General features: G+C 69.9%; 24 protein-coding genes. 12 read left to right on the top strand and 12 right to left on the bottom strand.

The genetic code is table 11. The features are described from left to right. Positions 1-9: 9 nt before the first annotated feature. Positions 10-2703 carry a DUF5695 domain-containing protein gene (locus FFS23_RS03895; protein WP_137897526.1) on the bottom strand — a complete coding sequence of 898 codons (2694 nt, stop codon included), beginning with the start codon at positions 2701-2703 and terminating at the stop codon, positions 10-12. A gap of 148 nt (positions 2704-2851) precedes the next feature. On the opposite strand from FFS23_RS03895, the gene FFS23_RS03890 reads away from it, so the two are divergent. From FFS23_RS03890 to FFS23_RS03880, 3 genes are read left to right on the top strand one after another with little or no spacing between them, the layout of a single operon-like run. Continuing rightward, positions 2852-5209 carry a glycoside hydrolase family 127 protein gene (locus FFS23_RS03890; RefSeq protein WP_137897525.1) on the top strand — a complete coding sequence of 786 codons (2358 nt, stop codon included), beginning with the start codon at positions 2852-2854 and terminating at the stop codon, positions 5207-5209. Then, positions 5206-6231: an Ldh family oxidoreductase gene (locus FFS23_RS03885; RefSeq protein WP_137897524.1), complete on the top strand. Its 1026-nt coding sequence runs from the start codon at positions 5206-5208 to the stop codon at positions 6229-6231. The genes FFS23_RS03890 and FFS23_RS03885 overlap by 4 nt, the downstream gene beginning before the upstream one ends. After that, a complete protein-coding gene (locus tag FFS23_RS03880; protein ID WP_137897523.1) occupies positions 6228-7979 on the top strand; it encodes a DUF885 domain-containing protein in 1752 nt (583 codons plus the stop codon). The genes FFS23_RS03885 and FFS23_RS03880 overlap by 4 nt, the downstream gene beginning before the upstream one ends. A gap of 176 nt (positions 7980-8155) precedes the next feature. On the opposite strand, the gene FFS23_RS03875 is transcribed toward FFS23_RS03880, so the two are convergent. After that, on the bottom strand, positions 8156-9352 hold the full coding sequence (locus tag FFS23_RS03875) for a M24 family metallopeptidase (protein ID WP_137897522.1): 1197 nt from the start codon (positions 9350-9352) through the stop codon (positions 8156-8158). Then, on the bottom strand, positions 9349-10584 hold the full coding sequence (locus FFS23_RS03870) for an NAD(P)/FAD-dependent oxidoreductase (protein WP_349303946.1): 1236 nt from the start codon (positions 10582-10584) through the stop codon (positions 9349-9351). Before FFS23_RS03870 ends, FFS23_RS03875 begins: the two co-directional genes overlap by 4 nt. Before the next feature lie 67 nt (positions 10585-10651). On the opposite strand from FFS23_RS03870, the gene FFS23_RS03865 reads away from it, so the two are divergent. From FFS23_RS03865 to FFS23_RS03845, 5 genes are read left to right on the top strand one after another with little or no spacing between them, the layout of a single operon-like run. After that, entirely contained in the window at positions 10652-11551 is a 900-nt protein-coding gene (locus FFS23_RS03865; protein WP_137897521.1) for a dihydrodipicolinate synthase family protein, read from the top strand. Positions 11552-11562: 11 nt separating this feature from the next. Further along, complete coding sequence (locus FFS23_RS03860; protein ID WP_137897520.1) at positions 11563-12561, top strand: 4-hydroxyproline epimerase; 999 nt, start codon at positions 11563-11565, stop codon at positions 12559-12561. A gap of 25 nt (positions 12562-12586) precedes the next feature. After that, positions 12587-13234 (top strand): GntR family transcriptional regulator, encoded by a 648-nt coding sequence (locus tag FFS23_RS03855; RefSeq protein WP_038667308.1) that lies wholly within the window; start codon positions 12587-12589, stop codon positions 13232-13234. A 31-nt stretch (positions 13235-13265) separates the two neighbouring features. Beyond that, positions 13266-14669 carry an amino acid permease gene (locus tag FFS23_RS03850; RefSeq protein ID WP_137897519.1) on the top strand — a complete coding sequence of 468 codons (1404 nt, stop codon included), beginning with the start codon at positions 13266-13268 and terminating at the stop codon, positions 14667-14669. 37 nt (positions 14670-14706) lie between these two features. Beyond that, positions 14707-15378, top strand: a complete 672-nt coding sequence (locus tag FFS23_RS03845; protein ID WP_137897518.1) for a phosphatase PAP2 family protein — start codon at positions 14707-14709, stop codon at positions 15376-15378. A 387-nt stretch (positions 15379-15765) separates the two neighbouring features. Here FFS23_RS03845 and galE read toward each other — a convergent pair whose 3' ends face one another. Further along, positions 15766-16764 carry a UDP-glucose 4-epimerase GalE gene (galE, locus tag FFS23_RS03840; protein WP_137897517.1) on the bottom strand — a complete coding sequence of 333 codons (999 nt, stop codon included), beginning with the start codon at positions 16762-16764 and terminating at the stop codon, positions 15766-15768. A 63-nt stretch (positions 16765-16827) separates the two neighbouring features. On the opposite strand from galE, the gene msrA reads away from it, so the two are divergent. Then, the gene (gene msrA / locus FFS23_RS03835) at positions 16828-17367 is read left to right on the top strand and encodes a peptide-methionine (S)-S-oxide reductase MsrA (protein ID WP_137897516.1); all 540 of its coding nucleotides are present in this window, start codon (positions 16828-16830) and stop codon (positions 17365-17367) included. A gap of 137 nt (positions 17368-17504) precedes the next feature. Here msrA and FFS23_RS03830 read toward each other — a convergent pair whose 3' ends face one another. The 8 genes from FFS23_RS03830 to FFS23_RS03795 all read right to left on the bottom strand — a co-directional run bounded on the left by FFS23_RS03830 (position 17505) and on the right by FFS23_RS03795 (position 23676). Continuing rightward, on the bottom strand, positions 17505-18284 hold the full coding sequence (locus FFS23_RS03830) for a sigma-70 family RNA polymerase sigma factor (protein WP_137897515.1): 780 nt from the start codon (positions 18282-18284) through the stop codon (positions 17505-17507). After that, a complete protein-coding gene (flhA, locus tag FFS23_RS03825) occupies positions 18281-20353 on the bottom strand; it encodes a flagellar biosynthesis protein FlhA (RefSeq protein ID WP_137897514.1) in 2073 nt (690 codons plus the stop codon). Before flhA ends, FFS23_RS03830 begins: the two co-directional genes overlap by 4 nt. Before the next feature lies 1 nt (position 20354). Continuing rightward, complete coding sequence (locus tag FFS23_RS03820; protein ID WP_038663710.1) at positions 20355-21212, bottom strand: flagellar protein FlgJ; 858 nt, start codon at positions 21210-21212, stop codon at positions 20355-20357. 90 nt (positions 21213-21302) lie between these two features. Beyond that, positions 21303-21617 (bottom strand): flagellar protein FlgN, encoded by a 315-nt coding sequence (locus tag FFS23_RS03815; protein ID WP_171009346.1) that lies wholly within the window; start codon positions 21615-21617, stop codon positions 21303-21305. After that, positions 21604-21912 (bottom strand): flagellar biosynthesis anti-sigma factor FlgM, encoded by a 309-nt coding sequence (gene flgM / locus FFS23_RS03810; RefSeq protein WP_038667299.1) that lies wholly within the window; start codon positions 21910-21912, stop codon positions 21604-21606. Before flgM ends, FFS23_RS03815 begins: the two co-directional genes overlap by 14 nt. Before the next feature lie 92 nt (positions 21913-22004). Continuing rightward, a complete protein-coding gene (locus FFS23_RS03805; protein WP_137897513.1) occupies positions 22005-22517 on the bottom strand; it encodes a flagella basal body P-ring formation protein FlgA in 513 nt (170 codons plus the stop codon). After that, positions 22514-23032 carry a flagellar motor protein MotB gene (locus FFS23_RS03800; RefSeq protein ID WP_249340507.1) on the bottom strand — a complete coding sequence of 173 codons (519 nt, stop codon included), beginning with the start codon at positions 23030-23032 and terminating at the stop codon, positions 22514-22516. Before FFS23_RS03800 ends, FFS23_RS03805 begins: the two co-directional genes overlap by 4 nt. Then, positions 23029-23676, bottom strand: a complete 648-nt coding sequence (locus FFS23_RS03795) for a motility protein A (RefSeq protein ID WP_038663701.1) — start codon at positions 23674-23676, stop codon at positions 23029-23031. The genes FFS23_RS03800 and FFS23_RS03795 overlap by 4 nt, the downstream gene beginning before the upstream one ends. A gap of 438 nt (positions 23677-24114) precedes the next feature. Here FFS23_RS03795 and FFS23_RS03790 point away from each other — a divergent pair, with 438 nt between their 5' ends. Genes FFS23_RS03790 through FFS23_RS03780 form a run of 3 tightly spaced genes read left to right on the top strand, consistent with a single transcriptional unit; the run spans position 24115 to position 25602 of the window. After that, a complete protein-coding gene (locus FFS23_RS03790; RefSeq protein ID WP_038663697.1) occupies positions 24115-24459 on the top strand; it encodes a flagellar basal body rod protein FlgB in 345 nt (114 codons plus the stop codon). A 4-nt stretch (positions 24460-24463) separates the two neighbouring features. Next, positions 24464-24871 carry a flagellar basal body rod protein FlgC gene (flgC, locus tag FFS23_RS03785; RefSeq protein WP_038663694.1) on the top strand — a complete coding sequence of 136 codons (408 nt, stop codon included), beginning with the start codon at positions 24464-24466 and terminating at the stop codon, positions 24869-24871. 2 nt (positions 24872-24873) lie between these two features. After that, complete coding sequence (locus FFS23_RS03780) at positions 24874-25602, top strand: flagellar hook assembly protein FlgD (protein ID WP_038663692.1); 729 nt, start codon at positions 24874-24876, stop codon at positions 25600-25602. Positions 25603-25604: the final 2 nt, after the last annotated feature.

Below are 25604 nucleotides of genomic sequence, written 5' to 3'. Positions count from 1 at the left end.
GCCGCGCCGTCAGCCGATGGGGCGGAGCGTCACCTCGGTCGGGCCGGTGCCGAGCGGCAGCGTGACGCCGTCGCGCTCCGCGGTGCCGGTCTCGGGCGCATAGTCGCGGCCGCGCGGCGTCGTGCGGATGACGGACAGCCGGGCCCGCGGCGTGTGCGCGTCGGCGGGGTCGAGCGTCAGGACGATCGTGCCGTCCGCGGGTGTGTAGCGCGCCGCGGCGATCCGTCCTGCTTCGAGCGTGATCCACTGGCCGGCGGGCGCGACGAACAAGCGCGTGTGCGCGCCGTCGCGCGGCCGGATCGTCACGTCGCCGCGCTCACGCGTCACCGCGCCGCCGAAGCCGAGCCAGCCGAAGGTCGGATCGTCCACCAGATAGGTCGCGACCGCATAGGCGTGCGCGAAATAGCCCATGCCGTAATCGCCGCTATACGGATCCCAGCGCATCCGGTCGGGCCAGGCGTGAAAGGCGGCGGAGGCGAAGCCGTCGCTGTCGATATTGGTGATACCGCCCATCAGCCCGCCGTAGGCGACGCGCAACAGGTGCAGGTCGGCGGGATCGCGTCGGAACGAATCGAACAGCGGCAAGGCGTTGTTGGTCGATCCGTAATGATGGATCTGGCGTTCGATGCGCGGATATTTGCCGCCGTACAGGAAGTCCCAATAGCGCCGCGCATTGCCGTTATAGCCCCAGCTCGGCACCGCGGGATCATAGCCCAGGATCACCTCGCGCGTCTGCACCGCCTGGCGGTCATGACCGAAGTGGCGCAGCCAGTCGTAGACCTCGGGCTGGCCGGTCGAATCCCACGCCATCTCGCTGCCGAAGGGATAGCGCAGCCCCGCCCAATGATCGGCGCGGCGGCGCATCAGCGCCTCGACCGTGTCCGCCTCGGCGGTCATCCCCTCGCGGCGCAGATCGGCGAGGATGTCGAGGAAGACGTTGCCCTCCATCTGGCCGAATTGCGTATAATGCGGCGCATCGCGCATCATCGCGACGATCGTCCGCTGCGCCCAGCCGAGATACCAGCGCCAGTCGTGGCGCGTCACCAGCCCGTCGTGGTTGCGCGCCAGGCGGTAGAGCACCCAATGGCCGATCGCGACATGCGGATAATTGTACGAGCGGCCGAGGTCGCCGGCCTGTCTGGCGCTCCACGCGGTCCAGCTCTTCCATTGCGCGGGATCGCGGTAGAGCGTCGGGAACCGCGCCGGGTCGTAATAGAACAGGCTCTTGCGCACGCCGCCGGCATGCGGCCCGTCGGCGACCTGCAGCCGGCCGACCACCGTTTCGTCGACCAGCCGTTCCAGCTTGGCGACCTCGCCGGGCTCGGGGTGATCGAGCTGCTTCATCATCGCCGCGACCCAGCTCCCCGCGCCGCCCTCGTCGCTCATCCCGGCGATCCACACGCGCGGCTCGACGTCGACGATGCGCTGCGCCTCATGGTCGTAGGTGAGGATCGCCGGCGTCCGGCCGAAGGGATCGTCCTTGCCCTCATACCATTGCCGCGTCGTCGCGAACCGGCCGAGCGCCGCCATCGTCGCATCGAGCGGGCGGGTGCCGTAATAGCTCACCGTCTGCCGCTGGCCGTCGGCATAACGCAGCGTCAGCCGCGCCGGGCCGAAGCCGTGGCTGGTCACCGCCAGCCGCGTCCAGCCGTGGACGGTGCCGTCGCGCCGCACCGACAGCGCGCCCGCCGGGCTGCTGTCGATCGCGGCGATCGCGGCGGGGGCGCGGACGAACAGCGTCGCGGGCTGATCGGTCGGCACGACATAGCCGGGAATGCCGATCGCGACCGGGCGATGCTGCGCGATCAGCGTCGGCTCGATCGCGCGGATCGACGGCGCGGTGACGAGGCGCAGGCCGATCTCGATACTGGCGCCGGGCGCGATGGTGCGGCTGGTGGGCACGTTCCACTGTTCGCCGGCGCCGCGCCATTCGCGTTCGGCGAAGCCGCGCGAATGGACCAGCCAGTCGTAGAAGCCCTCGAACGTCTGCTCGCGCGGCGTCTTCTCGGTGAAGACGCTGCCGGCGGGCGCATCCGCGGCATCGGCGAGCGGCGCATAGGCCTCGAACGGCGTATCGCGGCCGGGCAGGACGAGCAGCGCCGGTCCCTTGCCGTTGAGCCGCGTCACCTGAAGATAGCCGGCGTCGCGGCCGATATAGGGATCGGCGAAGCTCGCCTGCGCGTGCGCCTGGTCGAGATCGCGGCCGGTGATGATGTTGTCGAACGCCATCGGCAGGCCGAGGCCGCCGATCTCGACCGGCGCGTTCGAACGGTTGGTCAGGCGGAAGCGCAGCCCGAGCGCGCCGCCCGCCGCGACCCAGCGCCGCTCGACGGCGAGCGGGATGCCATCGCCCATGGTCGCGGTGATGTCCGCCGCGGCGATCGTGCCGCGCGCCGCCGGCAAGGGCCGGATCGGCCAGCGGCGGTGCGCCGAGCCGAAGTCGCGCCACGGCCCGCCGCCGCTGCGCAGGCGGATGTCGATGTCGCCGACGTGATTGTAGCCGTCCCCCGCCCGCTCTCCCTCGCGCGCGGTCGGCACGAAGCTGAACCCCGGCTCCCCCGTCGGCGACAGGCGCGCCAGCGTCTGCGTATCGGCGCGCAACGTCCCGCGCAGCGCGCCCACCGCGAACGGCGTGACCGGCATCGCCGGCGCCGCGCCGACGAGGAGAAGCGCGGCGAGCGCGGGCAGGCGGGTGAGCGTCATGCGGGCCTTTGCGATCGGTCGCCGCCGGCATCCCGGCAACGGGAGCATGATCGATAGGCAGGAATGCATCCGTATACAATATCCGGCGCGGCGATTGACAGACGTTGCAATGGCGTGATCGTATACCGCCGATAACGGGGGATAAGCGATGGTGTCGCGGCGGGAGGTGATGGTGGGGGCGGCGGCGGTGACGCTTGCCGGGCGCGCGGCGGCGGCGACCGGCGGTGCGGGGCCGGCGCGACCGCTGCCGCTGACCGTGGTGCGGCTACGGCCGTCGGATCAGGCGACGGCAGTGGCGGTCAACCGGCGCTATCTGCTGCGGCTCGAGCCCGACCGGCTGCTGCACAACGTCCGCCTCTACGCCGGATTGCCGCCGAAGGCCGCGATCTACGGCGGATGGGAGAGCGACACGATCGCCGGCCATACGCTCGGCCATTATCTCAGCGCGCTGGTGCTCGCGTGGCAGCAGAGTGGCGACGCCGAATTGCGCCGGCGGGCGGACTATATCGTCGACGAGATCGCCGCGGCGCAGGCGAAGCGCGGCACCGGCTATGTCGGTGCGCTCGGGCGCAAGACCAAGGACGGCGCGATCGTCGATGGCGAGGCGATCTTCCCGGAGATCGCGCGGGGCGAGATCACGTCGGGCGGGTTCGACCTCAACGGCTCGTGGTCGCCGCTCTATACCGTCCACAAATGGCTCGCCGGGCTGCTCGACGCGCATCAGGCGTGGGGCAATGCACGGGCGCTCGCGGTGGCGGAGGGGCTGGCGGGATATATCGCGCGCGTCTTCGCCGCACTGACCCCGGCGCAGGTGCAGACGGTGCTCGGCTGCGAATATGGCGGTCTCAACGAAAGCTATGCCGAGCTCTATGCGCGGACCGGCACGGCGGAGTGGCTGCGGATGGCGCGGCTGCTCCACGACGACAAGGTGCTCGATTCGCTCGCGCGCGGCGAGGATCGGCTCGCCAATCTCCACGCCAATACGCAGGTGCCCAAGCTGATCGGCCTCGCCCGGCTGCACGAGGTGAGCGGCGGCGATCCCGCCGCGGCCCGCGCCGCGCGTACCTTCTGGGAGGCGGTGGTCGGGCATCACAGCTATGTCATCGGCGGCAATGCCGACCGCGAATATTTCACCGCGCCCGATACGATCGCCGAGCACATTACCGAACAGACCTGCGAGCATTGCAACACCTACAATATGCTGAAGCTCACCCGGCAGCTGTGGGCGTGGCAGCCGGACGGCGCGCTGTTCGACTATTACGAGCGCGCGCAGCTCAACCACGTCATGGCGCAGCAGGACCCGGCGACCGGCGGCTTCACCTATATGACGCCGCTGATGAGCGGCGCGACGCGCGACTTCTCGACCACCGCCGACGACGCCTTCTGGTGCTGCGTGGGGTCGGGGATGGAGAGCCATGCCAAACATGGCGATTCGATCTTCTGGGAAGGCGTGGATGGAACCTTCTACGTCAATCTCTACACCCCCGCCGATGCCGATTGGGCGACGCGCGGCGCGCAAGTGACGCTCGATACGCGCTATCCGTTCGAGTCGGAGGCGACGCTGACCTTCACCCGGCTGCGCCGCGGCCGTTTCCCGGTCGCGCTCCGCGTACCGGGCTGGGCAAGCGGGACGGCACAGGTCACGGTCAACGGCACGCCGGTGACGCCGGTGCTGGCGCGCGGCTATGCGACGGTGACGCGGGCATGGCGCGCGGGCGACCGGATCGCGATCACGCTGCCGCTCGCGCTGCGCCTGGAGCCGGCACCGGGCGACGCGCGCACCGTCGCGGTGCTGCGCGGGCCGCTGGTGCTCGCCGCCGATCTCGGCGCGGCGGCGACGCCGTGGGAGCAGGCCGATCCTGCCTTGGTCGGCGGCGATCTGCTCGCCGGCTTCGTCGCCCGCGATCCCGCCGCCGCGCATTATAGGACGCAGGGGGTGCTGCGGCCGAGAAACCACGACTTCGTGCCCTTTTATCGTCAGTATCGCCGGCGCAGCGCGGTCTATTTCCGGCGCTTCGACGCAGCCGAATGGACGCGCGAGGAGGCGGCCTACACCGCCGAACAGGCACGCCTGCGCGACGTGGCGGCGCGCTCGGTCGACGTCATGCACCTCGGCGAGATGCAGCCCGAGCGCGATCATGGCCTGACCAGCGCCACCTCCTATCCCGTGACCTATCGCGGGCGCACCGGCCGCGATGCGCGATCGGGGGGCTGGTTCGAATGCACGATGGCGGTCAGGCCGGGGCCGCTGCTGTTGCAGGCGCGCTATTGGGGCGGCGAGCGGCCGCGCGACTTCGACCTGCTGATCGATAACGTCCGGATCGCGACGCAGCATCTCGGCAACGATGCGCCGGGGCGGTTCTTCGACGTCGCCTATCCGCTGCCCGAGGCGCTGACCCGCAGCAAGCGCACGGTGCGCGTCCGCGTCGTGCCGCATGACGGCAGCACCGCCGGGCCGGTGTTCGGCCTGCGCATCTATACCGCCAAACCGGGAGAGACCGTATGACCGATCGTGCCGGCGTCCCGATGACGCTCGCCGCGCTGCGCGCGCTTGCCCGCGCCAAGCTGCGCGCGGTGGGCCTCGCCGAGGATCATGCCGAGGCGGTGGCGGAGACGATGGTCGCCGGCGAGCGCGACGGCTGCGCCAGCCACGGCATCTACCGGCTGCTCGTCGCCGCGGCGAGCGTCAGGGCGGGCGTGGTGGTGCCCGATGCGGTGCCGGTGGTCAGCCGGCCGGGTAAGGCGCTGGTCCGCGTCGACGGCGGCGGTGGCTTCGCGCAGCTCGCCTTCGCGCGCGGTCTGCCGGTGCTGGTCGCGGCGGCGCGCGAGCACGGCATGGCCGCGCTGGCGCTCAACCATGTCGTCCATTTCGCCGCTTTGTGGCCGGAGGTGGAGGCGCTGGCGCGCGAGGGGCTGGTCGCGCTCGCCTGCACGCCGTCGCACGCCTGGGTCGCGCCCGCGGGCGGCACGCAGCCAGTGTTCGGCACCAACCCGATCGCGTTCGGCTGGCCGCGGCCGGCGGGCGATCCGTTCGTCTTCGACTTCGCGACCAGCGCGGTGGCGCGCGGCGAGATCGAGCTGCATCGCCGCGCCGGCCTGCCGGTGCCGGAGGAATGGGGCTATGACGCAGAAGGCGCGCCGACCACCGACGCCAAGGCGGTGCTCGATGGGGCGATGCGCACCTTCGGCGGCCACAAGGGGTCGGCGCTCGCCGCGATGGTCGAGTTGCTCGCCGGGCCGCTGATCGGCGATCTTACCAGCCGCGAATCGCTGGCGCTCGACGACGGCCGCGGCGGATCGCCGGTCGGCGGCGAGCTGATCGTCGCGATCGACCCTGCCGGCTTTCTGGGCGAGGCAACCGCCGCGCATCTCGCGCGCGCGGAGGCGATGTTCGCGGCGATCGAGGCGCAGGGCGCGCGGCTGCCCTCGGCACGGCGCTATGCGGCGCGCGCGCACAGCCTGTCGGAAGGGGTCGTGGTGCCGGCAGCACTGCACGCCGAGATCATGGCGATCGGAGCGGCGGCATGAGGGGCGCGGTGATCGCCGCGCTCGCGCTGCTCGCGACTCCGGTCGCGGCGGCGCCCGCCACCGGCAGTGCGGACGCGCGGTTGCGGGCGCTCTACACCGCTGAATATGCCTGGCGGAAGCAGCAGATGCCGCCGAGCGAGGACGACGACAAGAACAGCGCGCGCAGCCTGCCCGACGTCGGTCCGGCGGCGCAGGCAGCGAAACTCGCGCGCTGGACGCAGACCGCGACGGCGCTCGCCGCGATCCGTCCCGCCGCGCTGTCGTCGGCGGCGCGGGTCGATTACGGCGTCTATGCCGCGCAGATCCGCGCCTTGCTCGCCGAACAGCGGTTCCGCGATTACGAGATGCCGCTGACCTCGGATTCGAGCTTCTGGAGCGATCTCGCCGATCAGGCGCGCGAGCCCTTCTCGCGCGCCGAGGATTATGGCCGCTATCTGACGCTGCTGCGCGCCGTTCCGCGCTATTTCGACCAGAATATCGCCAATATGCGGGCCGGGCTGGCACGCGGCTTCACCCCGCCGAAGGTGACGCTCACCGGTCGCGACATCGGCGTCGCGCAGGTGGTGGAGGCAGGGGCCGGGGAAAGCTCGCCTTTCTATGCGCCGTTCCGTACGATGCCGGCGACCATGCCCGCCGCGACGCAGGCGAAGCTGCGCGCCGAGGCGCTGGCGGCGTTGCACGACGCGGTGGTGCCCGCGTATCGCCGGCTGCTCGCCTTCCTGCGCGACGACTATATTCCCGGGGCACGCACCTCGCTCGCGGCCTATGACCTGCCCGACGGGCGCGCTTATTACCAATCGAAGGTCGCCGAATATACGACGCGCGACCAGACGCCGGCGCAGGTCCATGCGATCGGCGTCGCCGAGGTCGCGCGCATCCAGGCGCGGATGCAGCAGGTGATGGCGACGGTCGGGTTCAAGGGCGACCTGCCCGCCTTCCTGGCGATGCTGCGGCGCGATCCGCGTTTCTACGCAAAGACGCCGCAGGACCTGCTCGATCGTGCCGCCTGGATCGCCAAGAGCTTCGACGGCAAGGCGGCGCGCTATTTCGGGCGGCTGCCGCGCGCGCGCTTCGCGATCAAGCCGGTGCCCGCCGATCTCGCGCCTTTTTATACCAGCGGCCGCGGCGGGCCGGGGGTGTATCTGGTCAACACCTACGATCTGCCGTCGCGCGCGCTCTATGCGCTGCCGGCGCTGACGCTGCACGAGAGCGCGCCGGGCCACGCCTTCCAGATGCCGCTGGCGGCGGAGAACCACGACCTCCCCGCCTTCCGCCGCGAGACCTATCTGTCGGTCTATGGCGAGGGCTGGGCGCTGTATTGCGAGGCGCTCGGCGAGGAAATGGGGATGTATGAGACGCCCTACGACCTGTTCGGCATGCTGAGCTACCAATCCTGGCGCGCGTCGCGGCTGGTGGTCGACACGGGTATTCACGCGATGGGCTGGAGCCGCGAGCGCGCGCAAGGCTATCTGCGCGACCACACCGCGCTCGCCGATCACGAGATCGAGACCGAGGTCGACCGCTACATCGCTTGGCCGGGACAGGCGCTGAGCTATTATACCGGCGAGCTGGCGATCCTGGCGGCGCGGCGCCGGGCCGAAGCCGCGCTCGGCCCGCGCTTCGACATCCGCGCCTTCCACGACACCGTGCTCGCGCTGGGATCGGTGCCGATGCCCGAGCTCGACCGGCGGATCGACGCCTTCATCGCCGACGGCGGCAAGGGGCCGTATCCCGAGGAGGCGCGCTGAGGGCGTCCGGCGTCCGGTTGTTTCGACAGGCTCAGCACCAACGGTGATCGGGCGCCCCCCCGTTAGCCCTGAGCCTGTCGAAGGGCGGTGCCGCAAGCGATGCCGCCGCCTCTGGTCTCCCGTGCTTCGACAGGCTCAGCACGAACGGTTGGTGGGCGTGCCCCCGTCACGAGCCGTCAGGGCGTTAGACTCTCTGGATCGAACGGGCGGTCGATCGACGGTTGCGGTTCGGTGAACCAGGCGGCGCCGTCCTCGGTGACGTGGAAATGGTCTTCCAGCCGGATGCCGTAGCGCTCGGGGACGACGATCATCGGCTCGTTGGAAAAGCACATGCCCGGCGCCAGCGGCGTCGTGTCGCCGCGGACGAGATAGGCAGGCTCGTGGATCGACAGGCCGATGCCGTGGCCGGTGCGGTGCGGCAGGCCGGGCAGGCGATAGTCGGGGCCGAGCCCGGCACGCTCCAGCACCGCGCGCGCCGCCGCGTCGACCGCCTCGCAGGGCACGCCGGGCCGCACCGCGGCGAAGGCGGCGGCCTGCGCCTCCTTCTCCAGCGCCCAGGTCGCACGGATGTCGTCGTCGACGCGGCCGAAGGCGTAGGTGCGCGTGATGTCCGACTGATAGCCGTGGATCGCGCAGCCGGTGTCGACCAGCACGAGCTGGTCGTCGGCGAGCGCCTGATCGCCGGGCAGGCCGTGCGGGAAGGCGGTCGCGGTCCCGAACTGCACCGCGCAGAAGGTATAGCCCGGCGCGCCCAATGCGCGATGCGCGTCGTCGATGAAGCGTTTCACCTCGCTCGCGCGGATGCCGGGGGCGAGGATGCGCGCGGTGCGGCGGTGGACCTCCAGCGTCATCGCCTTGGCCTGCGCCATCAGCGCCAGCTCGGCGGGCGATTTGATCATGCGCAGCCCGTCGATGATGCCGGCGCCATCGGTCACCGTCAGCGTCGCGCCGAGCCGCCGCGCGACCGCGAACGGCAGCAGCGGGTCGAGCGCCAGCGTCGCGCCGGCGGGCAGCGCGTCGACGACGAGGGCGACCGGATCCGCGTCCTCCTCCCACAAGCGGATATCGGCGGCGATCTCGAGCTCGGCGACCAGCGAGCCGCGCTCGAACGCCGGGCAGATCACGATCGGCTCACCCGCGACCGGCAGCAGCAGCGCGACCAGCCGCTCGGTCGGCGACCAGCCGACGCCGGTGAAATAGCGCAGCGACGCGCCCGCGGTGACGAGCAAGGCGGCGGCGCCGCTCGCCGCGGTCGCGGCGCGGGCGCGGGCGAGGCGGTCGCTGCGCTCGTCGGCGCCGATCACCGGCGCCGGGTCGCGCCAGGGGGCGAGGGTGGCGAGTTGCGCCGCTGCGGTCGATCCGCCGATGGTCATCGTGTTGCTCCGAAACGGTTCAGGGAAAAGGGGGCGAGGTCGATCGTCGCGGGCTGGTCCGCAACGAGCGCGGCGACGATCTCGCCCGTCGTCGCCGCGAGCGTCAGACCGAGATGCTGGTGGCCGAAGGCGTAGAGCAGATTGGGCGCGCGGGTCGAACGGCCGATCGCGGGAAGATAGTCGGGCAGGGTCGGCCGCGCACCCATCCAGCGCGTGAACGGCGGCCGCATCGCCAGCCCGAGCGCCTGCACCTGCGCCTCCAGTCGCTGCCATTTGCGCGGGTCGGGCGGTGCGGCGGCATTGCCGAATTCGACGAAGCCCGACGCCTGGACGTGACCGGCGTAGCGGGTGACGATCATCGAGCGATCCTCGAACACCAGCGGCGGGCAGTCGGCGGGCCAGGCGTCGGCGGCGGCGCGGATGTGATAGCCGCGCTCGGCGATCAGCGGCGCCACGTGGCCGGCGGCGGCGACCAGCGGCGCGCTGCCGATGCCGGCGGCGACCACCACCAGATCGGCGGCATGGCCCGCGACCGCGGCGCGGCCGTCGCGGACGGTGAGCGTCGCGGCGGCGCGGACGATGCGGCCGCTGGCGGCGATCAGCGCCGCCTCCAGCGCGGCGGCGAGCGCGGCGAGATCGGCGATCTGGCCGCTGCCGGAAAAGCGGATCGCACCGGCGACCGGCACTGCCGCCACCGCGGCGATCCGGGCGCGATCGTCCGGCCCCGCATCGGCGACCGTCGCGACGCCGGTGTCGGCCGCGTGCCACGCCGCGGCGCCGCGCGCGGCGCTGTGCCGGTCGTTCCAGACGACGAGATGGCCGTCCTCGCGGAGCAAGGCAGGCGCGTCGATCGCCGCGACCAGTCGCCGCCACGCTGGCATTGCGGTGGCGAGCAGGCCACCCAGCGCGGCGCTGCCGTGACGGAAGCGCGACGGCCGGCTCGCGGCGAGATAGCGCGGCAGGAAGCGCAGCCAGTCGCGCGCCATCGCCGGCGGCAGGTCGAGCGCGCCACCCGCGGCGAAGCGGCGCCGCCACGCGCTCGCCACCGACGCCGGCGAGGCGAGCGGCGCGACCTGCTCGACCGCGATATGGCCGGCGTTGTTCCACGACGGTGCCTGCCGGTCGGCATCGCGATCGATCACGGTGACGGCATGGCCCGCGCGGGCGAGCGTCACCGCCGCCGACAGCCCCACCACACCCCCGCCGAGAATCGCGACCTGCCGCTGCATCATCTTGTCCTTGCCGCGCTTCTATGACTTGGTATACGATATTCCACAGACGATAGAGGACGCAAGCAGCATGACGATCGGGTGGAGGGGCGTTTTCCCCGCGGTGACGACCCAGGTACGCGAGGATCTTTCCATCGATCTCCCTGATACGCAACGCGTCGTCGACGATCTGGTGCGCGACGGCGTCACCGGCGTGATCGCGCTGGGGACGGTCGGCGAGAACAATTCGCTCGATTTCGACGAGAAGGTGACGACGCTGACCGCAATCGTCGAGGCGGTGGCAGGCCGCGTGCCGGTCGTCACCGGCGTGTCGGAATACGACACGCGACGCGCGGTGCGCTATGCGCAGGCGGCGGAGAAGGCCGGGGCGGACGGGCTGATGCTGCTGCCGCCGATGGTCTATGTGCCCAAGCCGCACGAGCTGGTGAACCATTTCCGCGGCGTCGCCGAGCAGACCGGCCTGCCGATCATGCTCTACAACAACCCGCCCGCCTATCGCACCGTGATCGATCAGGAGGTGCTGACCGCGCTGGTCGAGGTGAAGAACATCGTCGCGGTTAAGGAATCGGCCCCCGACACGCGCCGCTTCACCGACTTCCGCAACGCCTTCGGCGATCGCTACGTGCTGTTCGCGGGGCTCGACGATGTCGCGCTCGAAGGTTTGTTCCTCGGTGCGCAGGGCTGGGTGTCGGGTCTGACCAACGCCTTCCCCAGGGAATCGGTCGAGCTGGTGCGCGCGTTCGAGCGTGGCGATCACGCCAAGGCGATGGAAATCTATCGCTGGTTCATGCCCTTGCTCCACCTCGACGCCGAGCATGACCTCGTCCAGTCGATCAAGCTCGCCGAGCAGGTGATGGGCCGCGGGTCGGAGCGGGTGCTGCCGCCGCGCTACGTGCTGGAAGGCGCGCGCCGCGCCGAGGTAATCGCGATGGTCGAGAAGGCGGCGGCGACGCGGCCGGCGCTCGGCTGAGCCGCGGAGCGATGCGCCACACCTTCTTCTGCATCGACGGTCATACCGCCGGCAATCCGGTCCGCCTCGTCGCCGGCGGGGCGCCGCTGCTCAAGGGAACCTCCATGTCGGAGCGGCGTCAGGACTTCCTGGCGCGCTTCGACTGGATCCGCACCGGTCTGTGCTTCGAGCCGCGCGGTCACGACATGATGTCGGGCGGCTTCCTCTATCCGCCGACCATGCCGGATGCGGATATCGGCATCCTGTTCATCGAGACCAGCGGCTGCCTGCCGATGTGCGGGCACGGCACGATCGGCATCGTCACCTTCGGGCTGGAGCACGGGCTGATCCAGCCGGCGACGCCGGGGCGGCTGCGCGTCGAGGTGCCCGCGGGGGTGATCGACATCGCCTATGAGACGGCGGGCGACAAGGTGACTGCGGTGCGCATCACCAACGTTCCCTCCTATGTCGCGGCGACGGGGATCGCGATCGATGTCGAGGGGATCGGGCCGCTGTCGGTCGACGTCGCTTATGGCGGCAACTATTACGCGATCGTCGAGCCGCAGGGCGGCTATACCGGGCTCGACGATCTCGGCGCCGACCGGATCATCGCGCTCAGCCGCAGCGTCCGCGCGGCGGTGCGCGCCAAGTTCGAGCCGGTCCATCCGCTCGATCCGACGATCCGCGGCGTCAGCCACGTGCTCTGGGCCGACCGGCCGAGGGGCGAGGGGGCGGACGGTCGCAACGCGGTATTCTACGGCGACAAGGCGATCGACCGGTCGCCGTGCGGCACCGGTACCTCGGCGCGGCTCGCGCATCTCGCTGCCAAGGGCGTGCTCGCCGTCGGCGACCGGTTCGTGCACGAAAGCTATATCGGCAGCCGCTTCGTCGGCCGGGTCGAGGCGGCGACGACGCTCGGCGACACGCCGGCGATCGTGCCGTCGATCGAGGGTTCGGCGATCGCCACCGGTTTCAACACGATCTGGATCGATCGCACCGACACCTTCTGGGAGGGATTCCAGGTCACGTGAGCGCGCGGCATTTTGGCGCCATGTGGTGAGCATCGTGATCCGCACCCTCTCCGAACGCGTATTCGAGATCGTCCGCGAACGGATCGTCACCGGCCAGCTGGCGACCGACACGCCGCTGCGGCAGGATGCGCTCGCCGCCGAACTGGGGGTGAGCAAGATCCCGCTGCGCGAGGCGTTGGGGCGGCTGCAACAGGAAGGATTGCTGACCAGCCAGGCCAATCGCGGCTATATGGTGCGCGCGCTGTCCACCGATCAGGCGGAAGAAATCTATGCGCTGCGCCTCGCGATCGAGCCCGCCGCCGCCGCTCATGCCGCCGCCTGCGCCGATCCGCCGGCGCGCGACGCGGCGGTGCAGGCGTTCGAGCGGCTCGACCGTGCCGCGGGCAGCAATCTCGCCGCGGTGGCGATCAGCAATCGCGAATTCCACGTCGCGCTGGTCCGCCCGGGCGGTCGGCTGCTGACCACGCAGCTCATCGAGCGGTTGTCGATCCTCGCCGAACGCTATGTCGTCGCGCATCTCGCCCCCGCCGGGCGCGAGACGCGCGCGCATCAGGAGCATCGCGCGCTGCTCGACGCCTTTCTCGCCCGCGACGGTGCGGCGCTGGAGACGTTGCTCGCCGGCCATATCGGCGCGACGCTCGCCGACCTGCGGGAGCAGTTCGCCGCCCGCTGACGGCATCATCATCACAACGGGGGACACGATCATGTTGGGGCCGCGCAAATCGCTCGACGCCGTCTTGCGCCACGACGCCGGACAGGCGCTCGCCAAGACGCTGTCGTGGCCGCATCTGATCGCGCTGGGGGTGGGCGCGATCGTCGGCACCGGCATCTACACGCTGACCGGGGTGGGCGCCGAGCGCGCCGGACCGGCGGTGATCCTCGCCTTCGCGATCGCCGGGGCGGTCTGCGCCTGCGCCGCGCTCGCTTATGCCGAGCTGGCGACGATGATCCCCGCGGCGGGCAGCGCCTATACGTTCAGCTATGCCGCGCTCGGCGAGACGGTCGCCTGGGTGGTCGGCTGGAGCCTGATCCTCGAATATTCGCTCGCCTGTTCGACCGTCGCGGTCGGCTGGGCGGGCTATCTGGTCGGCTGGATCGAATCGGCGGGGGTGCACCTGCCGGCGCTGCTGCTCGCCGGGCCGCATGGCGGCGGGCTCCTCAACCTGCCCGCGGTGCTCGTTGCGCTCGGCGTGATGGGGCTGCTGCTGCTCGGCACGCGCGAAAGCGCGACGCTCAACATCGTCCTCGTCGTCGTCAAGCTGACCGCGCTGGCGATCTTCGTCGGCTTCGCGCTGCCGGCGTTCGACGCGGACAACCTCCACCCGTTCATGCCCTATGGCTTCGGCTCGGTGGAGAGCGGCGGCACCAAGCGCGGCGTGATGGCGGCGGCGGCGATCGTCTTCTTCGCCTTCTACGGCTTCGATGCGGTCGCCACCTCGGCGGAGGAGGCGAAGAACCCCGGTCGCGACCTGACCATCGGCATCGTCGGGTCAATGCTCGCATGCACGCTGATCTATATGGCGGTCGCGGTCGCCGCGGTCGGCGCGCTGCCGTTCACGCAGCTCGCGCATTCCGCCGAACCGCTCGCGCTGGTGCTGCGCTCGCTCGGTCGGCCGTTCGCGGGCCATCTGATCGCGCTCGCCGCGGTGATCGCGCTGCCCTCGGTGATCCTCGTCATGATGTACGGGCAGAGCCGGATCTTCTTCACCATGGCGCGCGACGGGCTCCTCCCGCGCAGCCTCGCGACATTGAGCCCGCGCACCGGCGCGCCGGTGCGGATCACATTGCTGACCGGCGTGTCGATCGCGCTGGTCGCGGGGGTCTTCCGGCTCGACGAGATCGCCGAACTCGCCAATGCCGGGACGTTGCTCGCGTTCATCGCGGTGGCGGCATGTATGATGGTGCTGCGCCGAACCGCCCCGGAGGCGAAGCGGCTGTTCCGCTGTCCGGCGCCGTTCGTCGTCGGCACGCTTGCGGTGCTCGGCTGCCTCTATCTGCTGTGGAGCCTGCCGCAGGCGACGCTGCTGCGCTTCCTCGGCTGGAACGCGATCGGGCTGGTCGTCTATCTCGCCTACGGCCGCCGTCACGGGCTCGTCGCGCAGCGCTGACGGCACCGGCGGCGGCGTCGGGCGTTCGGACCGGTCGATGACCGAACCAACCTCCGTCGGCGCGCGGCGCCTGCCGCCGCTGCTCGCCGGGATCGCGCTGATCGCGGTCGGGCTCATGATCCTGCTGGTCGGCGCCTTCGCGACGAGCCGCTATCCCTTCGCTTTCGACCGTGCGATCATCGTCGGCGCGCGGGCATGGGGCGGGCCGGCGTGGCTGCCCAAGGTGGCGAGCGACATCACCGCGCTCGGCGGCGGGGTGGTGCTGACCGTGATCGTGGTGATCGTCGCCGGCTTCCTGCTGATCCAGCGGCTCTGGCTGACCGCGCTGGCGACGGTGCTCGCCAGCCTGACCGGCGGCTGGGTGGTCGATGCGGTCAAGGGCGTGGTGCTGCGCGCGCGGCCCGACCTCGTGCCGCATCTGGTCGACGCGAGCGGCTACAGCTTCCCGAGCGGCCATGCGACGTCGAGCGCGGTGGTTTATCTGACGCTCGCCTCGCTCGCCGGACAGGTGACCCCGGATCGGGCGGCGCGACGCTATCTGCTCGTCGTCGCGGTGCTGTTGGTCGGCGCGATCGGGTGCAGCCGCGTCTATCTCGGCGTCCATTGGCCGAGCGACGTCATCGCCGGCTGGAGCTTCGGAACGCTCTGGGCGCTGGGCTGGTGGACCGCCACCGCGCGGGCGCGGGTGGCGATCGGTGGCGAGCGCTAAGACGTATCGACATTTGCGGCCTTAACGAATTCCTCCCCCGCCAGGGGGAGGTGGCGCGGCGAAGCCGTGACGGAGGGGGAGGACACGGAACAGAGGTGTCGCGTACCTCCCCCTCCGTCAGGCCTTCGGCCTGCCACCTCCCCCTGGCGGGGGAGGATTTGCTATAGTCACGAGCTGACTGTCGATCCGTTCTACATTGTGGCCGAATTGGGGCAACGTGGACAAGTTGGACACCTTAACGGAAACGATCCAGCCCTATCGTTTCCATTTCTGCACCAATGAGAAAGAGCGCGACTTGGCGCTGCGTCGATAGCAAGTCCGTGTCGTGTAGGACAGCGGCCGGCATTTCCCCCGTCATATCAAGGCGAAATGCCGACCCCCGACCAATCAGCCGCGTTCGGCGAGCTTGCGCTCCCAGGCGAGCGCATCCTTGACGATCGTTTCGAGATCGTCGCGCTGCGGGCGCCACGGCAAAGCGGCGAGGATCGCGCCATTGTCGGCGACGAGCGCGGCGGGATCGCCGGCGCGGCGGCCCTCGTAGCGGCGCTGGATCGTCAGGTTGGTGACGCGATCGACCGCGTCGAGCACCTCGTTGACCGAGAAGCCGCGGTTGTAGCCGGCATTGAGCGTATGGCTCTTGGCGGGCTCGGCGATCAGCAGTTCGAGCGCCGAGACGTGCGCCGCAGCGAGGTCGCTGACATGGATATAGTCGCGCACGCCGGTGCCGTCGGGCGTGTCGAAGTCGGTGCCGAACACCGACACCGCCTCGCGCTTGCCGGTCGCCGCTTCCACGGCGATCTTGATGAGATGCGTCGCGCCGACCGTCGACTGGCCGGAGCGGCCCTGCGGATCGGCGCCGGCGACGTTGAAATAGCGCAGCGCGCAATAATTGATCGGATGCGCCGCGGCGACGTCGCGCAGCATCGCCTCGGTCATCAGCTTCGACATGCCGTACGGGTTGATCGGCACGGTCGGGTCGTTCTCCTGCACCGGCACCTTGATCGGGGTGCCATAGGTCGCCGCGGTCGAGGAGAAGATGAAGTGCGGCACGCCCTCGACCACCGCGCTCTCCAGCAGCGCGCGCGTCGCGGCGGTGTTGTTGCGATAATATTTGAGCGGGTCGCTGACCGATTCGGGCACGACCACCGACCCGGCGAAATGCATGATGGCGCGGACGTGATGGTCGCGGATCGTCGCGCGGACGGCGGCGTCATCCTCGATATTGGCCTGCACCAGCGTGGCGCGCGGATCGACCGCCCAGTCGAAGCCGGTGACGAGATTGTCGACGACGACGACGTCATAGCCCGCGTCGAGCAATGCGAGCACCGCATGGCTGCCGATATAGCCGGCGCCGCCGGTCACCATCACCTTACCCTGGAACGCCATCGTCTGATCTCCCGTCTTTCGCGCGCCCTACCGCGTTCCTACATCGGCGCAAAGGAGACTATTATGACCGATTATGTGACGCTGGCCGGCGGCTGCTTCTGGTGCACCGAGGCGGTGTTCAAGGATGTGATCGGGGTCGAGAGCGTCGAGAGCGGCTATATCGGCGGTTCGGTCCCCGATCCGACCTACAAGCAGGTCTGCGGCGGCGACACCGGCCATGCCGAGGCGATCCGCATCGGCTTCGATCCCGAGCAGTTGCAGCTCGGCGACCTGCTCGACATCTTCTTCGCGACGCACGATCCGACGCAGCTCAACCGGCAGGGCAATGACGTCGGCACGCAATATCGTTCGGCGATGTTCCCGGCCGACGAGGCGCAGGAGGCGGAGATGCGGGCGGCGATCGAGCGGGCGCAGGCGGATTCGGCCAAGCCGATCGTCACGACGATCGAGCCGATGGCGACCTGGTATCCCGCCGAGGGCTATCATCAGGATTATTGGGAGACCTCGGGCCGTTCCAACCCCTATTGCATGGCGGTGATCCCGCCGAAGCTGCAGAAGCTGCGCAAGAGCTTCGCGGCGCGGTCCAAGGCGGTGGCGGCGTAAGCATTCCTCCCCGGCACGGGGAGGTGGCGCCGCGTAGCGGCGACGGAGGGGGGCTTCCACGCGCGACGCGCCCGCGGTGACCCCCCTCCACCGCCACGCTTGCGCGTGGCGGTCCCCCTCCCCGTGCCGGGGAGGAATTATACCTTCCGTGCCAGCGCCTTCTTCAATTTCGCATGTGCGGCGGCCTTGATCTGGCAAACGCGCGCCGCGCCGACGCCGATCACCTGGCCGATCTCCTCGAGGTTGAGTTCCTCGACGTAGAAGAGCTGCACCACCAGCGCCTCGCGCTCGGGCAAGGCGGTGATCGCGGCGATCAGCGTGTCGCGCAGGTCGCTCTCCGCGAGTTGCTCGAAGGCGTCGGGCGTGTCGTCGGCGAACCACGGCAGATCGTCGGCATAGACCTCGTCCATCGATTCGAACCGGACCGCATCGGCGGTCTCGTAATCGGCGCGCAGCTTCTCCACCGTCACTCCCAGTTCCTTCGCCAGCGCCGCCTCGTCGGGGGCGCGGCCGGTGCTTACCGTCAGCGTTGCCACCGCGGCATGATATTGCCGCCGCCGCCGCATCGCGCCGCGCGTCGTCGTCGCCTGCCGCCGCAATTCGTCGATCATCGCGCCGCGCAGCCGGGTTTGCAGATAGGCGCGGAATTGCGCGCCCTGTTCGGCGGCGTGGCCGATCGCCTCGACCAAGGCGACGAGGCCGATCTGAACAAGGTCCTCGACCTCGACGATCGAGCTCATCGAGCCGTGGACGTGCCACGCGATGCGGCGGACCAGCGGCAGATATTGCCGGATCATCGCCTCCTGATCGCCGCCCGGGCGGGTGACGCGCGAATAAGTGAGCGGTCCTTGCGGCACCAGCGTGGCGGGCGCGGGCGTGGCGGGGGCGAACACCTGTTTCATCGGCTCCATGCTCATGCCGCCAGCGCCTGATGCTGCTGGCCGATCACCGCGACGACCTCGACCGCCTTTTCTTCCGGCACCTCGAAGAAGGAGAGCACCGGCGTGTCGGGCAGCACCGTCTTCACCAGCTTGCGGATCGCGAGGCGGATCGCCGGCTGGACAACGAGCGCGAACGGCTTGGCCTCGGCGATCAGCGGCTGCGCCGCCTCCTGCAAGGCATCGACGATGCGGCGGCCGAGATCGGGCTCGATGACGTGGCGGCGCGACTGGTCGGCGCGGGCCGCCTGGCCGAGCAGCCCTTCGAGCTGGCCGTCGAGCGTCATCACGCGCAGCGGCTCGCGCACGCCGCACAGTTTCTGGATGATCAGCGGGCCGAGTTCGGGCCGGATCAGTTCGACGATTTCCTCGGCGTCGGCGCTGCGCGTGGCGGCGACCGCGATCGCCTGGGCGATGCGACGGAATTCCTTCAACGGAATGTTCTCCGCAAGCAGGCCCTTAAGGACCTGGGTGAGGGTGGTGAGCGGCAGCGGATTGGGAGTGAGCGAGGCGACGAGCTGCGCCGCGCGTTCCTTGAGCCCGTCGAGCAGCGACTGGACCTCGTCCGGGCCGAGCAGGTCGGTGGCGTTGGCGCCGAGCAGATGGTTGAGATGCGTCGCCATGACGGTGCCGGCATCGACGACGAGGAAGCCCGCGCCGGTCGCCGCATCGGCGTCGCCCGACGGGATCCACGTCGCGTCAAGGCCGAAGGTCGGATCCTTCGCCTTCTTGCCGCTGAGCGAGCCATAGGCCTGGCCGGTGTCGAGCGCGAGCATCTCGTCGGGCGACACCTGATCCTCGCCGAGCACGACGCCGTTGATCAGGATGCGATAGGTGTAGGGCGCGAGGTTGATGTCGTCGCGGACGCGGCATTGCGGCACGACGAAACCGAGTTCGCGCGACAGCTGGCGGCGGACGCCGGTGATCCGGCCCATCAGCGGTGCGCCGCGGCGCGGATCGACCAGCGGCACCAGGCCATAGCCGATGTCGAAATTGACCTGCATGCCGTCGGTGACCTCGTCCCAGCCGATCTTCGACGGGTCGGCGGGCTCCTCGGCGACCGCGGGGGTCGCCTCGACGAGCGGGCGGCGTTCGATCTGGCGCAGCTTCCATGCCGCAAAGCCGGCGATCCCCGCAGCCGTGAGGATGACGAGATGCGGCATGCCGGGCAGCAGGCCGAGCAGGCCGAGGATCACCGCGACCGGGGTCCAGGTGCGCGGGGACCCGAACTGGCCGCCGATCTGGCCGGCGAGATCCTTGTCCGACGACACGCGGGTGACGATCGCGGCGGCGGCGATCGAGAGCATCAGGGACGGCAGCTGCGCGACGAGCGCGTCGCCGATCGCGAGCAGGATATAGCTTTTCGCTGCGGCAGCGATGGTCATGCCGTGGCTGACCGGGCCGAGGATCAGCCCGCCCACCACGTTGGCGGCGAGGATCAGCATCGCGGCGACCGCGTCGCCCTTCACGAACTTCGACGAACCGTCCATCGAGCCGTAGAAATCGGCCTCGGTCGCCACTTCGACGCGGCGCTTCTTGGCGTCGTCGGGGGTGATGAGGCCGGCGTTGAGATCGGCGTCGATCGCCATCTGCTTGCCCGGCAGCGCGTCGAGCGTGAAACGCGCCGAGACTTCCGACACGCGGCCGGCGCCCTTGGTGACGACGATCAGGTTGATGATCATCAGGATCGCGAAGACGAAGATGCCGACGACATAGTCGCCGCCGATCAGGAAGGTGCCGAACGCCTCGATGACGTGGCCCGCCGCGCTCTCGCCCTCGTGGCCGTGGACCAGCACGATGCGGGTCGAGGCGACGTTGAGGCCGAGGCGGAACAGGGTGGCGAACAGCAGCACCGTCGGGAAGGACGAGAAGTCGAGCGGCTTCTGCGCGTTGAGCGACACCATCAGCACCGCGAGGCTGATCGCGATATTGGCGACGAAGAAGATGTCGAGCAGGAAGGCCGGGATCGGCACGACCATCACGACGACGAGCAGCAGGATGGCGAGCGGCAGCGCCGCGCCGCGGCCGGACGCAAGGAGCTTGTTCACCTCAGCGCCCCCCCATGCTGGCGAGCATCATATAGGCGAGCCTTGCGTTGTTCGGCGACGGGCGCAGCAGCGCGTTCGCCGAGGTCGGGTTGGTGTTGAGCCGGCCCCCCATCTGGCCCATCGCGCGCGACGCCCAGGCGAGCGCATCCTCGGCGCTTTCATTGCCGCCGGTGACGACGGTCGATCCGTCCATGTCGAGCGCCTGCGCGGCGAAGGCGAGGTTGGCCTTGCGCGTTTCGGTCGTGCTGTCGCTCGCCGCGCCGAGCTTGTCGGCGAACCTCTGGTAGATCGCTTCGAGCGAGCGCGGCTGGCCGTTGCCGGCGTAGAAGATCGAGCGATTGGCGCCGGCGGCCTGCGGGAACAGCGACGCCGCCGAGGCGCCCGGATTGTTCTGCATCGCCGAGAGGAACTTCTTGGCGCCGCCGAGGCCGAGGAAATGCGCCATATAGAGGTCGGTGCCGTTGGCGGAGCGGCCGAGCGTCCCCTCGAGCACGTCCTTGTTGTCGGAGGCATGTTCGGCCGCCATCAGCGAGGCGGCGGTGGGGTCGTTGCGCAGCGCGAGGATCGCCGAGCGGGTGGCGGGATCGCCGACGGTGAAATGGCCATGCGACTGGCCGATGCTGTCGGCGGCCCAGGCCATGCCGTGCTCGGCGCCATGTTTCTTGACGACTGCGAGCCAGCTCTGCTCGACGAACTGGTACAGGCCCGACGCCGACGAGGTGCCGGCGCGCGCATTGGCGTTGAGACCGCTCTCGATCTTGGCCTGACCGAGCAGATAGTCGAAGTCCACGCCCGTCTTGCTGCTCGCAAGCGCGATCGCGGACTGCACCCGGCCGGAGGTAATCGGATTGACGGTCATTGCGAAGAAAGCACACCCCAGTTGTTGCAGGTGTGATCAGCAAGGACCGTGCCAGTTCTGCCCAGATGCCCCCGTGAAGGGGCGATCGGGTCACGCGTAGGCCGACACCATCGTCGGGCGGAAGCCGTGGCCGGCATCGCCGGTCAGAAGTTGCAGGCGGCGGCGAACATTTGCCGCCATCAGATTGACGTAGATCCGGCAGGTCTCGTTCAGCCGGTTCGCCTCTTCGGCGAGCGCGCGCAGGTCGTCGCCGGCCGGGCCGGTGCCGAGCGCGGCGACCTGTTCGATGCCGGCGAGCTTTTCCTGCGTCGCCCGCTCGAGCGCGGTGACGTTGTTGGTCTTGAGCGCCTCGATCTCGGCATGCAGCGAGTCGATCACCTTGATGAGGGCATCACGCCGCGTCATGGCCATCCCAGTTCAGCCGGAGTGCGAGGAGCCGGTCGGCGATCGTCGCCGGCAGGATCGGGAACGAGCCGTTCTGGATCGCCTTCTTGATCTCGTCGACGCGGTCGCTGTCGATCGGCGGTTCGGCCGCGAGCGTCCTGGCGAGATTGGTCAATTGCGTCGCGGTGTTCGCCGCGGGGGCCTGTTGCGCCGCCTGTTGCAATGCGGGCTGCACCGCCGGCGCAGCCGCTGGGGCGGCGACGCGCGAAACGCTTCCACTTCCGTTCAGCGGCGTTGAGCCGATCGAGTCCACCATGTCCGCACCTATCTGTGTTGCCTGACATGAGGATAAACGGCCGACTGCACCCTGGCTTTAGCAAAAAAGATTCGACGGTCACGCGCGCCGGCTCATTCACCCCAGCCGGGCAGGGTGGCGCGGCCGCTTTCCAGCGCGATCGCCTGCACCGGGCCCTTGGCATCGTCGACCTTCACCATGAAGCGGCCGCCCGGCGCGGCGTCGCCCATCGCGACCCCCTCGCGGCTGATCGAGAAGCCGTTCGACCCCGCCTCGATCACCACCGGGTCGCCGCGACGGATCACCGGTTCGGCCTTGGCGGCGACGGTCATCGGGCGGGCGGCACCGGCCGGTGCCGCAGCGGCGGCCGGGCGGATCACCGGGACGAAGATACGCCAGTCCGGCCCCGAACAGGAGACGACGACGGCGTCGTGCGCCTCGGTCCGCCACGCCAGCGCGACGGTGGAACAGGGCGCGAGCCGCAGCCGGCTGTCGATCGCGGTCCGCGCGCCGCCCTCGGCGCCGATCGGACGGCTGGTAAAGGCGGACACGGCGCGGTCGAGCCCGCCGATGTCCTGGAAGGCGACCGCGCCACCGGCGGCGAGAAGCAGGGGAAGGAAGATCATGGCTGATGGTCCGTGCTGGATTGTTCGCCGACGAAGGCGAGCGTGACGATCGCGGCGCGGCGGCCGGGATGGGGACTGGTGGTGACGGTGATCCGCGGGCCGACCGGGGCGAGCGCCGCGGCGAGGCTGCGCGCGCGATCGGCCGCGAGCAAGGTGGCGCTGCCGGTGGCGCGATCGACGTCGGCGGCGCTGCCGTCGGTCGATCCGGTCACGGTCAGCGCGACGCGCGGATCGCGCACCGCCTCGCGCGCCCAGGCGATCACCGTGGCGGGACTGTCCGGCAAGGTCGCGCTGCCGGGTGCGAAGTCGAACAGGCCGGCGGCCATCACCGGCAGCGCCGCGGGCGCCGGCGCGCCGCCGAAGCTCTGGCGCAGCGCATCGGTGATCGCGCGCGGCTTTTCGCTCGCCTGGATCAGCACGAAGAAGCCGACCAGCAGCAATGCGAGGTCGGCGAGCGTCACCAGCCACAGCGGCTTGGCCGGCGGCGAGGGCGGGTAGAAGGCGTCGCCGGTCATGCGACGCTCTGCAGGGGATGGCGGGGCGTCTCGCGCAGCGCGAGCGCGAGCAGCGGCGCCTCGATCCGCGCGCGCTCGAACGCCTCGATCCGGCCGGCGGCGCGCAGGCGATGGCAGATCGGGGTGAGCACCAGATTGGCGAGCAGCGCACCGTAGAGCGTCGCGAGCAGTGCGATCGCCATCGCCCCGCCGATCGCCTTGGGGTCGGTCATGCTGGCGAACATGCTGGCGAGGCCGATCAGCGTGCCGACCATCCCCATCGCCGGCGCCGCCTCGGCGGCGGACGACCAGACTTCGGCGATCGCGACATGCCGCGCGATGCGCGCCTGGCGATGATAGCGCAGCAGCGCCTCGACCTCGCGCGGATTGCCGCCATCGACGATCGCGGCGATCGCGGCGGCGACATCGGGGTCGGCGATCACCGAGCGATCGAGCGCGACGACACCGTGGCGCTTGGCGATCCGCGCCTGCGCGGCGACCTGGTCGAGCAGCGCATCGGCACGGAACGGCCGCCGCGCGAGCACGCGCAACGCCGACACCGCACCGAGCGCGTCGCGCAACGGCGCGCGCAACACCGCGGCAAGGACCGTCCCGCCGCCGACGATGGCAAGCGCGACGGGATCGAAGAGCTGGGCGATCAACATGCGCGTGCCGATGCAAGGGGCGGGCCAGTTTGTATGGTCCCTCTCTAGTCGTCATCCCGGCGAAAGCCGGGACCCATGGCTGCGATCGGCTCATGGCGCGCGCCAACACCAGCGAACCGCGTCCATGGGTCCCGGCTTTCGCCGGGATGACGAGGAGGGCAAAGGCTGACAAGACGGAGATGGGGTGGGGCAAACGGGTGCGATCCCCATGTGCGCGCGTCGAAAATGGTAAACCCCCGCAACACCATCCGCGCCGTCATCCGGCAGCCTTTGCCGCTCCCCGGCAATCCCCGGCAAGCGTTTGCCGGCCGCCTTGCCGTTCCCTCGTGGTCGCCTTGCCGTGGCTGAAAAAATCGCCTGCCACCGGCCGGAATCGAAAACTGGCACGGCGGTTGCTTAGGTCCGGGCAGCGCAATGGTGCGCCGGAGATTTGGGCCGATGGCCGCAGAGAGTTTGTTCGGAGTCCATGGTGCCGCCCTCGAAGTGCGCGGCCAGCGCATGGGCGTCCTGGCGTCGAACATCGCCAACGCCTCGACCCCCGGCTTCAAGGCCAAGGACATCGACTTCAAGTCGGCGCTCGCGTCGATGGAGCAGGACGGCAACGGCAGTCTCGACGCCGCGACCAAATATCGCGTGCCGCTGCAGACCTCGATGGATGGCAACACGGTCGAGCTCAACGAGGAGCAGACCGCCTTCGCCGAGAATGCCGTCCAGTATCAGACGACCCTGTCGTTCCTGAACGGGCGCATCGGCCAGATCACCCGCGCGCTGAAGGGGGAATAAGCCGATGGCCGATCCGATGAACGTCTTCCAGGTCGCCGGTCGCGCGATGAGCGCGCAGCTCATCCGCATGAACACGACCGCGTCCAACCTCGCCAACGTCGGCGGCACGACGGGGTCGGCGGAGACCGCGTACAAGACGATGAAGCCGGTGTTCCGCACCAGCTTCGACGCCGCCAGCGGCCTTGCCACCGTCGACGTCGAGAAGATCGTCACCGCCGGGGAATCGCCGACCAAGGTCTACGATCCGAACAACCCGCTCGCGGACAAGGACGGCAATATCTACCAGGCCGCCGTCGACGAAAGCCGCGAGCTCGTCGACATGATGGAGACCGCGCGCTCCTACCAGAACAACGTCGAGGTGATGAACACTGCCAAGCAGCTCACCATCGATACCCTCAAGCTGGGACGCTAATCATGGTGACCACCGCCTCGACCACCCAGTCGACCTTCGATGCGACGCTCGACAAGCTCGGCATCAAGCGCTCGACGGCGAATACCGCGACGACCACCGCGACCGGCGCCTCGGCGACCCCGGGCACGACCAAGACGACGCTGGATCAGAACGATTTCCTGAAGCTGCTCACCACGCAGCTCAAGAACCAGGACCCGCTCAGCCCGATGGACAATACGCAGATGGTCGCCCAGATGGCGCAATTCTCGTCCGTCGCCGGCATCAGCGAGATGAACAAGACGCTCAGCGGCGTCGCCACCAAGCTCGGCTCGACCACCGCGTCGGATGCGATGAGCTACGTCGGCAAGACGGTGCTGACCGCCGGCTCGACCGCCTATCCGCGCGCCAGCGGCAGCCTCGACGGTGCGGTCGAGCTCGACGGCGACGCGACGCAGGTCAACGTCTCGATCTCCGACGCCAACGGCGGCACTTTGCGCAACCTGCAACTCGGCGCGCAGAAGCAGGGCACCGCGACCTTCGACTGGGATGGCAAGGACGGCGCCGGCAACAGCGTCGGTTCGGGCCCCTTCACGATCACCGCCTTCGCCACTGCCGGTGACAAGACGGTGACCAGCCGCACGCTCGTCTGGGCGCCGGTCGAATCGGTGTCGCTGCCGTCCAGCGGCGCCCCCAAGCTCAAGGTCCTCGGGGTCGGCGACGTCGATCCCTCGGACGTCCGTTCCGCCACCTGATT

This window comes from Sphingomonas sp. 2SG (assembly GCF_005503285.1).
Taxonomy (GTDB): domain Bacteria; phylum Pseudomonadota; class Alphaproteobacteria; order Sphingomonadales; family Sphingomonadaceae; genus Sphingomonas; species Sphingomonas taxi.
The sequence above is the reverse complement of the archived record's forward strand: the minus strand, read 5'-3'. Positions and strand labels throughout refer to the sequence as shown.

Bases quoted from the DNA above. Each gene is read 5' to 3' on its own strand.
- FFS23_RS03895 (WP_137897526.1), bottom strand. From the start codon at position 2,703: ATGACGCTCACCCGCCTGCCCGCGCTCGCCGCGCTTCTCCTCGTCGGC.
- FFS23_RS03890 (WP_137897525.1), top strand. From the start codon at position 2,852: ATGGTGTCGCGGCGGGAGGTGATGGTGGGGGCGGCGGCGGTGACGCTT.
- FFS23_RS03885 (WP_137897524.1), top strand. From the start codon at position 5,206: ATGACCGATCGTGCCGGCGTCCCGATGACGCTCGCCGCGCTGCGCGCG.
- FFS23_RS03880 (WP_137897523.1), top strand. From the start codon at position 6,228: ATGAGGGGCGCGGTGATCGCCGCGCTCGCGCTGCTCGCGACTCCGGTC.
- FFS23_RS03875 (WP_137897522.1), bottom strand. From the start codon at position 9,352: ATGACCATCGGCGGATCGACCGCAGCGGCGCAACTCGCCACCCTCGCC.
- FFS23_RS03870 (WP_349303946.1), bottom strand. From the start codon at position 10,584: ATGATGCAGCGGCAGGTCGCGATTCTCGGCGGGGGTGTGGTGGGGCTG.
- FFS23_RS03865 (WP_137897521.1), top strand. From the start codon at position 10,652: ATGACGATCGGGTGGAGGGGCGTTTTCCCCGCGGTGACGACCCAGGTA.
- FFS23_RS03860 (WP_137897520.1), top strand. From the start codon at position 11,563: ATGCGCCACACCTTCTTCTGCATCGACGGTCATACCGCCGGCAATCCG.
- FFS23_RS03850 (WP_137897519.1), top strand. From the start codon at position 13,266: ATGTTGGGGCCGCGCAAATCGCTCGACGCCGTCTTGCGCCACGACGCC.
- FFS23_RS03845 (WP_137897518.1), top strand. From the start codon at position 14,707: ATGACCGAACCAACCTCCGTCGGCGCGCGGCGCCTGCCGCCGCTGCTC.
- galE (WP_137897517.1), bottom strand. From the start codon at position 16,764: ATGGCGTTCCAGGGTAAGGTGATGGTGACCGGCGGCGCCGGCTATATC.
- msrA (WP_137897516.1), top strand. From the start codon at position 16,828: ATGACCGATTATGTGACGCTGGCCGGCGGCTGCTTCTGGTGCACCGAG.
- FFS23_RS03830 (WP_137897515.1), bottom strand. From the start codon at position 18,284: ATGAGCATGGAGCCGATGAAACAGGTGTTCGCCCCCGCCACGCCCGCG.
- FFS23_RS03820 (WP_038663710.1), bottom strand. From the start codon at position 21,212: ATGACCGTCAATCCGATTACCTCCGGCCGGGTGCAGTCCGCGATCGCG.
- FFS23_RS03815 (WP_171009346.1), bottom strand. From the start codon at position 21,617: ATGACGCGGCGTGATGCCCTCATCAAGGTGATCGACTCGCTGCATGCC.
- flgM (WP_038667299.1), bottom strand. From the start codon at position 21,912: ATGGTGGACTCGATCGGCTCAACGCCGCTGAACGGAAGTGGAAGCGTT.
- FFS23_RS03805 (WP_137897513.1), bottom strand. From the start codon at position 22,517: ATGATCTTCCTTCCCCTGCTTCTCGCCGCCGGTGGCGCGGTCGCCTTC.
- FFS23_RS03800 (WP_249340507.1), bottom strand. From the start codon at position 23,032: ATGACCGGCGACGCCTTCTACCCGCCCTCGCCGCCGGCCAAGCCGCTG.
- FFS23_RS03795 (WP_038663701.1), bottom strand. From the start codon at position 23,676: ATGTTGATCGCCCAGCTCTTCGATCCCGTCGCGCTTGCCATCGTCGGC.
- FFS23_RS03790 (WP_038663697.1), top strand. From the start codon at position 24,115: ATGGCCGCAGAGAGTTTGTTCGGAGTCCATGGTGCCGCCCTCGAAGTG.
- flgC (WP_038663694.1), top strand. From the start codon at position 24,464: ATGGCCGATCCGATGAACGTCTTCCAGGTCGCCGGTCGCGCGATGAGC.
- FFS23_RS03780 (WP_038663692.1), top strand. From the start codon at position 24,874: ATGGTGACCACCGCCTCGACCACCCAGTCGACCTTCGATGCGACGCTC.